The following is a 9,730-nucleotide window of genomic DNA, read 5'->3' as shown; positions in this document are numbered from 1 at the left end:
ATTTAATATATAGAATTAATAAATTTCAATAGCATTTTCAACAGGTTCATTTAAAACTACTTTAATAGCTACAATAGCTACCTCTAGTTGAGCAAGATCAGGCTCTTTTGTAGTAATTCTCTGTAAAGCCATTCCAGGAGCTGCAATTAATTTAACTAACCAATTGTCCAGATGATTGCTAGTATATCTTTGAAGTTCATAAGATATTCCTGCAATTAGAGGCATAAAAAGAACTCTTAAAATTACTTTTGTAAAAAGTTTTGTCGCAAAATCAGTGGGAGGTGGTAGTATAAAATCAAGCCCTGTAAATACGATAATTGCAATAAACATAACAATTAATAGGAAACTTGTACCACATCTTGGATGTAAAGTTGTAAACTTCTTTGCATTTTCTGGAGTTAATTCTAAGTGCTGTTCATAGGCATAGATTGATTTATGTTCTGCTCCATGGTATTGGAAAACTCTTTGAATCTCCTTTGAGAATGAGATCAAAAAGATATATAGAACAAAGAATGAAAGTCTTAAACCAGCTTCTAAAAGATTACTATGAATCTTATTATCTTTAAATAAAAAACTACTTATAACAGAGGGAAGAACAATAAAAAGACCAATTCCCAAAGCTAAAGAAACAATGGTAGTCATGACAGCCTCTTTTTGAGATAGTTGCTCCTCTTCTACTTCAGCTTGATTAGCTGAGAATGTAAGCTCTTTAACTCCTAAAACTAAAGAGTCAAATAGAGTTATTGCACCTCTGATAAAAGGGATAGTAGAAAGTTTATTTCTACTTTTAGATATTTTTGTTTTTTTATAAACTATATCACCATTGGGTTTTCTAACAGCTGTAGCTAGAAGGTCAGCATTTCTCATCATAACACCTTCTATAACTGCTTGTCCACCTACGCTTGAAAATTTTTCTTTACTCATTGTCACCATCCATAAATTTAATTAGATTGTATTTTTGTCATAAGGTTTTCCAGAAGCACTTGGTGCTACTGCCTTTCCAACAACACCAGCAAGAGCTAGTAAAGTTAATAGGTATGGAATCATCTGGATAAACTGTGGAGGAATAAATGTTACATATTGCTGTATAACTGTTTGAGCTGCATCAGCAAATCCAAATAGTAAACTAGCGAAAAGTACACCTTTTGGTTTCCACTTTCCAAAAACAAGAGCAGCAAGAGCTATAAATCCTCTACCAGCTGACATCTCTTTTGAAAATTGGCTAAGAGCTCCAATTGCTAAGTATGTTCCACCAAGTCCAGCAAAAACACCAGACATAACAACACCGAAATATCTAACTTTAGCTACACTAATACCCACAGTGTCAGCGGCTAAAGGGTATTCTCCAACAGCTCTCATCCTAAGACCAGTAACTGTTTTATATAGGAAATAACCTGACCAAATAGCTAATCCGTAAATAATATAAATCAATAAAGAGAAGTCAAATAGTAATGGAATTCTTGTTGCTGATGGACTGTTAGATGCCTGTTCAAATAGAACTCTTAGCATGAAGATAGTAAATCCAGATGCAAATAGGTTAATAGCAACACCCGATACAGTTTGATTACCTCTATATTTTATACTTATTATAGCATGAACAAAGGCAATTAATCCACCAGAAATAGCACCAGCTAAAATTCCAAAGAACCAACTTCCAGTATAATATGATACAACAGCTGAAGAGAAAGCTCCAATAAGCATCATCCCTTCAAGACCGATATTAACAACTCCACAAACTTCAGAAAACATTCCACCAATAGCTGTAATAAGAATTGGAGCAGCTTGTCTGATTGTGGCTAAAATTAAACTTAAAATAATACTTACCATTATTCAGCTCCTCCTTTTGAACCTTTAACTAACCAAGATCTAATCATATTTTCAGCGGCAATCAATAGAATAATAATGGCTTGAATCATGATAACCATCTGACTTGGAATACTTGTATTAAATTGCATAGCTCTACCTCCAACTCTAAGGGCAGCAAATAAAATAGCCGCTAATAGAGCACCGATAGGAGTATTTTTACCAAGAAGAGCAACAGCTATTCCATCGAATCCATAAGTTGCAGTTAAACCAGTTTTATAGGCATATTGACCAACTCCACCTAGAACTCTTTCAACTCCACCTAAACCAGCAAGGAATCCAGATATACCTAAAGTTAGAATGATGATTCTTTTGACATTTATTCCGTTGTTTTCAGCAGCTGTAGGATTATATCCAACTGCCTTAATATGGTATCCAAGAACTGTTTTTTCTAGAATAAACCAAACTAGGAAAACTGCCACTAAAGCTAAAATAAATCCGTAGTTTAATGGAACTCTGACATCTAAAAGTTTACCTAATCTTGCAGCTTCTGCAACAGCGGGAGTTTGAGGGTTAAATCCAGGAGCTTTTAAAGGATAGTTTAAACAATACTGTTCAAAACTTACAGCGATATAGTTAAGCATAATTGTAGAGATAACTTCGTGTACACCAAGTTTAGCTTTTAACCAACCAGCAATTCCAGCCCAAAGGAAACCTGCAAAACCACCAATCAATAAGATAACAAATACATTACTGATAAATACATTGGCAACAAAGCCACCAATGGCAGCAGCAGTAAGACCTGCCATAGTCATCTGTCCTTGAGCACCAATGTTAAACATACCACCTTTAAATGCAACTAAAACTCCAAGCCCAGTAAAGATAAGAGGAGTTGCTTCTAAAAGTGTTCTAGCAATAGGAGTAAGTCCGTCAAAAGCTCCTGTAAATAAATAATAATAAGCTTTTATAGGGTTTTCTCCCATATATAGGATAATACCTGCACCAATTAATAAAGCCAGTAAAACTGCTACAATTGGAACAAGAATATTTAAGACTTTTTTATTTTTAATCAAGTTTACCACCCGCCATAAGTATTCCAATTTTTTCTTCATTTGCTTCTTCTCTAGAAAGAATTCCTGTTATCTTTCCACCACACATAACTGCAATTTTATCTGAAAGATTTAAAATTTCAGATAATTCAGAGGAAACAACCATAACAGCTTTTCCTTTTGCTTTTTCATTTAGTATTAATTTGTGAATAGATTCAATAGCACCAATGTCAACTCCTCTAGTAGGTTGACCAGCAATAATAAGGTTGTTATTTTTCTTTTCTAGCTCTCTTGCAACTATAATCTTTTGTTGGTTACCTCCAGAGAGTCTACCGAACTCTGTGTCGACACTTCTAGGTCTAACATCATATTTTTCCATAAACATCTCAGCATCTTTTCTTAGCTTAGAGAAATTTAGAAGTCCAAATTTAGAATATTCATCTCTTTCAAGTCCAAGAGCAAAGTTTTCCATAACACTAAACTGTGAAACAGCCGCTCTTTTATGTCTATCCTCTGGAATATGAGCCAATCCCAGTTGAGATATTTTTCTAGGTGTTTTTTTCTTTAGCACAACATTGTCAAGTATCATCTCTCCAGAGCAGATATCTCTAAGTCCTGTCAGAGCTTCGACAAGCTCAGTTTGACCACTTCCCTCAACTCCAGCAACACCTAAAACTTCTCCTTTTCTGATATCAAAAGTTGCATGATCAACTTTTATAACTCCAAGGTGATCTTTAACACTGACATTTTTAACCGATAGAACTACTTCACCAATTTTAACTTCAGGTCTTTCAGTTGTAAAAAGAACCGCTCTTCCAACCATAGCATTGGCAATTTTTTCTTTAGTGGCTTCTTTAGTTGGGAAATTAGCAATATCCCGTCCTCTTCTAATAACAGTTATATTATCAGAAATATCTAAAACCTCTTGAAGCTTATGAGAGATAAAGATAATAGTTTTTCCTTCAGCTATTAAGTTATCCATAATTTTGTAAAGTTCTTTTATCTCCTGAGGAGTTAAAACAGCTGTAGGTTCATCGAAAACAAGTAGATTAGCCCCTTTAAAAAGTATTTTTAAAATCTCTACTCTTTGTTGCATACCGATGGATAAATCAGATACTAAAGCATCTGGATCAATGGCAAGACCATATTTTTTAGAAACCTCGATGACATCTTGTCTAGCCTTATTGATGTCTAAAGACATCCCCTTTTTAGGCTCAACACCTAAAATCATATTTTCAGCAACAGTCAATGTAGGAACAAGCATAAAATGCTGGTAAACCATACCAATTCCTAATTCAGCAGCTTTACTAGGTGAATCTATTTCTACTTCCTTCCCATGGTAAAATATTTTACCAGAAGTTGGAGTATAAAGACCATTTAACATTTTCATAAGTGTTGATTTTCCTGCTCCATTTTCACCAACAATAGCGTGTTTTTCACCTTTTAAGATTTTTAAAGTGATATCGTCATTAGCGATAACTTTTCCATCTAAGAAAGTTTTTCTGATGTGTTGCATTTCTAAGATATAATTATTCACTTAGAATCCTCCCTAAATTTATTTCACAATTAATTTATAAAAAATTAACCTCATAAAATTATATTATGTTATATTAAAGTAGTCAACTTTTTTTATTCCTCTCTCTTAATAATAACAAATGTTATATCATCATTTTGTTCACAACCGTTCTGAAAGTTATTAATTTCAGACAATAATCTCTGTTTAATCTCCCTAGAGGAAAGATGGCTATTTTCAAGTAAAACAGTTTTTAATCTTTCAATTCCAAAGAGTTCCTTATTTTTATTTTCAGCTTCGCTTATACCATCTGTATAGTAGATAACAATATCCCCTATATTGAGGTGAATCTCCCCTTGCTTATAGTTATAGTCATCTAAAAATCCAATTGCTACCCCTTTAACTGAATGAGTTTCAATCTCCTTGGTAATGCTATTATAGACAACTAAAGGGTTATGACCAGCATTGGAATATGTTATAGTTTTAGTGTCATAGTTATATTTACTATGCATCATTGTGATAAACATATCCTCTGTGATATCCGGATAGATAAGTTTATTAAGTTTTCTAACATTACATCTAGGTTGTTCTCCTTGAAGCTCTAAAGTTTTTAAAACAGATCTACCTAAAGCCATAAGAAAGGCAGCAGGAACTCCTTTACCGCTTACATCAGCAATGGTGATACTAAAAGTTTTCTCATCTAAAAGAGAGTAGTCATAGTAGTCTCCCCCAATCTCTTTAGCTGGTTCAAAGAAAGTGGCAACGTCAAGACCAAGAACTTTTTTTATTTTTTTTGGAATAATTCTTTTCTGGATTCTAGATGCCACTTCTAACTCTTGTGACATTCTCTCTTTAATAACTAAATCAGAGTATATCTGTGCATTATTGATGGCAATAGCAACTTGAATAGTTAAGGCAGAGATAGTTTCCTCATCACTTTTGATAAGTTTAGACTTATCCTCAATTATGAAGATAACACCTAACTCTTTACCCTTTACAGTTAAAGGTGAAGCGATTATCTTTTCATCAGGGGTGATAGAGAATCCCTTTAGCATCTCACTATAAACTTTTTTATAATCTTTTTTTGTAAATTGGGATAAAACCTCTTCAGGATAACTAAGCTCACCTCTAAAATGAATCTCACCCTTAATTCTTTTATTTATAAGTTTATTGCCTTCCCATAAATAAAGAGATATTCTTTTAGCTCCAGTTAGAACAAAATAAGCATCAAGGATAGTTGAGATAATTTTGTCTAACTCCATAATGGATAAAACGGTTCTTGAAAGTGAGTTTATATTTGATAGGCTAGCAACCCTTTGTTCAAGAACTTGATTACTGTACTCTAATTGCTTAGATTTAGTAAGTAGTGATTCATAAGTAACTTCAAGCTCTTTTTTATACTCTCTCAACTCTTCAATGGAGTTATCAAGTTCTAAATCTTGCTTTGTAATGGCTGTGGTAGCTCTTTCATAATCATTTTTTAAGTCGTCAGAGATATCATTTAAAAACTCTTTGCTCACGAAACTTTTTAGTATTTTGCTTGTCTCTTCAAAATTCTTTTTTTCCTGTTTTTTTAAAACTAGGAAGAAAATGAAGAAAAGTATGATAAAAGAAAAGTAAGTAATCAATTATTTCTCCTCCCATGTAGAGAATTTATTTTCTAAAGATTCATTAAAAGATGCTTTTTTCCATTCCTTTCTTTTCCAAGTTAGTATTTTAGATACTCCAGTGGAATTTCTAGATATATTTTTTAACTCATCAAAAGATGAAGGGGATACAATGTTAGAGATAAATTCATAATCATCAGTTGAATACACCTTGTTGTTGATTCCAGTAAAAATAACAAGATTATTGGAAAGAACTTTAAATCCAGAAGCTACATTGGAGTTTTCAAAAATAACAGGGTTATCAGGGAACTCATCTGTGTTGATACCTTTAGTATTTATAAAGATTGGTACATTTTTTTTATGAATATCTGAGTTATAGACAAAGTTATTTTGAATACTTTTTAAACTATCAATCAGTGATTTTCTATCCAGTAGAATATTTTCCATAAGTAGACTTTTATCCAGTTCAGTATATAGGAACTCTGAGTTATACATATTCTCATTATTAGTTAGTTGTAATAGTAAGTAATACTGTCTATTTAAAAGTTCTTGTAAATTTCCAGCATTTGTAGGGGTTGAAATATTAAGTGAATTTAGATAATTGATATCATTTTCATCAAGATCCTCCACTATTTTCATACCTAAAATCTCTTTATCAAACCAACCAGTTGTTAAAAGAGAGGTGAAATCTGTATTCATCTCTTTTGTAATAAGCAAGTTAAGACCGCTTTTTTGAACTCCTGTTAAATCAGAAAGAGCTCTGTTAAAATTTTTATAAAAATCGATTTTATTGTTATAATCTTGAGGATATGATAGAGAAACTATAGTGAAATCATATCTTCCCTGTGGGATAGAACTACTGAAAACAATGTTTTGACTCTGATCTTTTCTATTGGAAAACTGAGAGCATCCTACAAGGGTAATTAAGGAAAAAAGTAAAATAAATTTTTTCATAGTGTTAAATCAACTCCTTTATTTTTATGGCTAATTGTTTAGGAACGATTTTCTCTAAATCACTTAAAGTAGCCTTTTTTATTTGTTTAACAGAGCCAAAAGTCTTTAAAAGAATCTCTTTTCTTTTAGGACCAATTCCAGGAATAGCATCTAACTCACTTGAAATAACTCTTTTATTCCTAAGTAGTCGATGATATGTAACTCCAAATCTATGGGCTTCATCTCTGACTCTTTGTAAAATTTTTAAAGCTTCGTCACTTTTAGAAAATAGGTAAGGAGAATTTTCTGTATATTTATAAATCTCTTCCTCTCTTTTTGCAATACTTAATAGCTCAGATATTCCATCTTTCCCAAGATTTTTTAAGATTTCACCAACAGCATTTATTTGTCCAAGACCACCGTCAATAAGTATAATATCAGGAAACTCATTCTCAGGGAGTTTGCTGTATCTTCTTTCAATGACCTCTCTCATCATCTGGAAATCATCAGGAGTATCTTTGGTAGTAATTTTAAATTTCCGATAAAGTTTTTTAGCTTTTTTTCCCTCAACTGCGACGCTCATAGAGGCAACAGCATCTTTTCCCTGAATGTTTGATATATCAAAACATTCAATTTTAAAGGGAAATCTTCTTAGATTAAGTTTTGTATAGAGATCATTCAAGCCTTTTTCTACAACAGATTTTTTGTTATAAAAGTTTTCAATGTCTCTATGTAGATTTAGAATACCCATATCTAAGAGCTCTCTTCGTCTAGATTTTATTTTAGGAAAGAAAAAGGATGGTTTTTTATTGAAAATACCCTGAAAAAGACTCTCAATCTTTTGAATCTCACTCTCTAAACTCTCATGAAAAATGATATTTTTTGGAATGGGATACTTAGAGTAATAAGTTATTAAAATCTCCTCTAAAATATCATCATAAAACTTATGCTCTAAATTTATATTGTGAAAATTTTTTCCAAGAATTTTACCATCTCTAATATTGAGAACACATAGGAAAATTTTGTTATTCTCTAATTTGAATAGGAATACATCCTCATCAACTGAGTTAGTAGCTTCACTTATTTGACTTTGGATATTGGTTTCAATCTCTTTTTTTTGCTCTCTAAGAAAAATAGCTTTTTCAAATTCCATATTTTCAGCGGCAATAACCATATTATTCTGAAGTTTATCTAAAATATCTTTAGTATTTCCTTTTAAAATTTCCTTTATATCTTTTATATTTTCTTGATAATGTGGCAGTATAGATTTATCTATACATGGTCCGCTACAAAGTTTCATATGGAACTTTAGGCAGGGACGAGGATATAGCTTTTCCATATTCCTATTGCAATCTCTAATTTGATAGAGTTTAGAAAGTGTTTTTTTTAGATTCCAAACACCATAAGGATAAGGGCCAAAATACTCACCTAAATTTAAATTTAATTTTTTTGTGGTTCTAACAATAGAAATCTTTGGAAAATACTCATTTGTTATTAAAAGATATGGGTAGGTCTTTTCATCTTTTAAGTTAATATTGTATTTTGGTGAATGTTTTTTTATAAGATTATTCTCTAAAATAAGGGCATCTAACTCTGTATTACAAATTATAAAATCTAAATCATCAATATGTTTTACTAGCTCTCTTGTTTTTTCATCAGAGTGCTCTCTATTAAAATAGGATGAAACTCTTTTAGAGAGATTTTTAGCTTTTCCAACATAGATAATTTTAGAGTTGTTCTTCATTAAATAAACCCCTGGATTATCAGGGATATCCTTATTAAAAATAGTTATCATAATATTACCAATTTCCTCTCTCATTTTCTCTATGAATAGAATAGATATTAACTTCATCAAGAGTTTTTAAATCCTGTTCAAGTTTTCTGACAAAAGATACAGAACGATGCTTACCACCGCTACATCCAATACCGATGGTAAGGTGTCTTTTCTCATCTTTTATATACCCTGGAATTAGAAAGACTATTAAATCTAAAATTTTATTATAAAGGGTTTTAGATGCTTCAAAACTCATAACATAGTCATAAACCTCATCATTTAAACCTGTTTTTTCCCTAAGCTCCTCTAAATAATAGGGATTGGGTAAAGTTCTCACATCAAAAATCATATCGGCATCAATGGGAACTCCATGTTTAAAACCAAAAGATTGAAGATGAATATTAAGTAAAATATTTTTTGAAAAAGATGCTACAGCAACCTCTATTTTTCTAGAAAGTTCTTTAGCACTTAAAAAACTAGTATCGATTATAAGATTGGCTTTATCCTTTATATCTTCCATTAGAAAAATCTCATCTTCAATACTTTGAAGTAAAGTTTCCTTAGTCAGTGGATGTTTTCTTCTAGTTAAATTATATCTATTTAAAATAGATTGAGTAGAAGCTTCTAAGAAAATGATTTTATATTCAACACCTAGGTTATCAATCTCATTGAAAAAGGTATTAAAATCATTTTCATTGATAATTGTTCGGATATCAAGACCCAATGCAATTTTTTTAACAGCATTGTCTTTTTTGGAGTTTTTTAAATCTCTTAAAATTGCTCCAGCAAATCTAAATGGGATATTATCCATTGTGAAAAATCCCAAATCCTCCAAAGTTTTTAAACCAGTGGACTTTCCAGAGCCGCTAAGTCCAGTTAAAATAATTAACTCCATGGTATTTCCTCCAAATATGTTTTATTTTATTATACAATAATAAAGAGTAAAATTATATAAAAAAATAAAAAATGGATAGGTATTTTGTCCTATCCAAAACTTGGAATTTTCATAGTAAATTAATCTTAGAGATACTGTCTCTAATAAGGTTTAAAT

General features: G+C 31.4%; 8 protein-coding genes. All 8 read right to left on the bottom strand.

Annotated features, from left to right (window positions below):
- Nucleotides 1–15 precede the first annotated feature (15 nt).
- The gene (locus ACMOUI_RS00885; RefSeq protein ID WP_418963858.1) at nucleotides 16–924 is read right to left on the bottom strand and encodes a DUF1385 domain-containing protein; all 909 of its coding nucleotides are present in this window, start codon (nucleotides 922–924) and stop codon (nucleotides 16–18) included.
- A gap of 21 nt (nucleotides 925–945) precedes the next feature.
- Complete coding sequence (locus ACMOUI_RS00880) at nucleotides 946–1,827, bottom strand: ABC transporter permease (RefSeq protein WP_418963857.1); 882 nt, start codon at nucleotides 1,825–1,827, stop codon at nucleotides 946–948.
- Nucleotides 1,827–2,876, bottom strand: coding sequence for an ABC transporter permease (locus ACMOUI_RS00875; RefSeq protein WP_418963856.1), 1,050 nt, complete (start codon nucleotides 2,874–2,876; stop codon nucleotides 1,827–1,829). Before ACMOUI_RS00875 ends, ACMOUI_RS00880 begins: the two co-directional genes overlap by 1 nt.
- Nucleotides 2,869–4,389 (bottom strand): ABC transporter ATP-binding protein, encoded by a 1,521-nt coding sequence (locus ACMOUI_RS00870; RefSeq protein WP_418963855.1) that lies wholly within the window; start codon nucleotides 4,387–4,389, stop codon nucleotides 2,869–2,871. The genes ACMOUI_RS00875 and ACMOUI_RS00870 overlap by 8 nt, the downstream gene beginning before the upstream one ends.
- Before the next feature lie 92 nt (nucleotides 4,390–4,481).
- The gene (locus ACMOUI_RS00865) at nucleotides 4,482–5,993 is read right to left on the bottom strand and encodes a SpoIIE family protein phosphatase (RefSeq protein ID WP_418963854.1); all 1,512 of its coding nucleotides are present in this window, start codon (nucleotides 5,991–5,993) and stop codon (nucleotides 4,482–4,484) included.
- Nucleotides 5,994–6,926, bottom strand: a complete 933-nt coding sequence (locus ACMOUI_RS00860; protein ID WP_418963853.1) for a hypothetical protein — start codon at nucleotides 6,924–6,926, stop codon at nucleotides 5,994–5,996.
- Nucleotides 6,927–6,930: 4 nt separating this feature from the next.
- On the bottom strand, nucleotides 6,931–8,697 hold the full coding sequence (gene uvrC, locus ACMOUI_RS00855; protein ID WP_418963859.1) for an excinuclease ABC subunit UvrC: 1,767 nt from the start codon (nucleotides 8,695–8,697) through the stop codon (nucleotides 6,931–6,933).
- A 7-nt stretch (nucleotides 8,698–8,704) separates the two neighbouring features.
- A complete protein-coding gene (gene rapZ, locus ACMOUI_RS00850; protein ID WP_418963852.1) occupies nucleotides 8,705–9,574 on the bottom strand; it encodes an RNase adapter RapZ in 870 nt (289 codons plus the stop codon).
- Nucleotides 9,575–9,730: the final 156 nt, after the last annotated feature.

The sequence above is a fragment of the Cetobacterium sp. genome (assembly GCF_048470075.1).
Taxonomy (GTDB): domain Bacteria; phylum Fusobacteriota; class Fusobacteriia; order Fusobacteriales; family Fusobacteriaceae; genus Cetobacterium_A.
The sequence above is the reverse complement of the archived record's forward strand: the minus strand, read 5'-3'. Positions and strand labels throughout refer to the sequence as shown.

Excerpts from the sequence above, each read along its gene's own strand:
- rapZ (WP_418963852.1), bottom strand. The coding sequence starts at position 9,574 with ATGGAGTTAATTATTTTAACTGGACTTAGCGGCTCTGGAAAGTCCACT.
- ACMOUI_RS00880 (WP_418963857.1), bottom strand. The coding sequence starts at position 1,827 with ATGGTAAGTATTATTTTAAGTTTAATTTTAGCCACAATCAGACAAGCT.
- ACMOUI_RS00860 (WP_418963853.1), bottom strand. The coding sequence starts at position 6,926 with ATGAAAAAATTTATTTTACTTTTTTCCTTAATTACCCTTGTAGGATGC.
- ACMOUI_RS00885 (WP_418963858.1), bottom strand. The coding sequence starts at position 924 with ATGAGTAAAGAAAAATTTTCAAGCGTAGGTGGACAAGCAGTTATAGAA.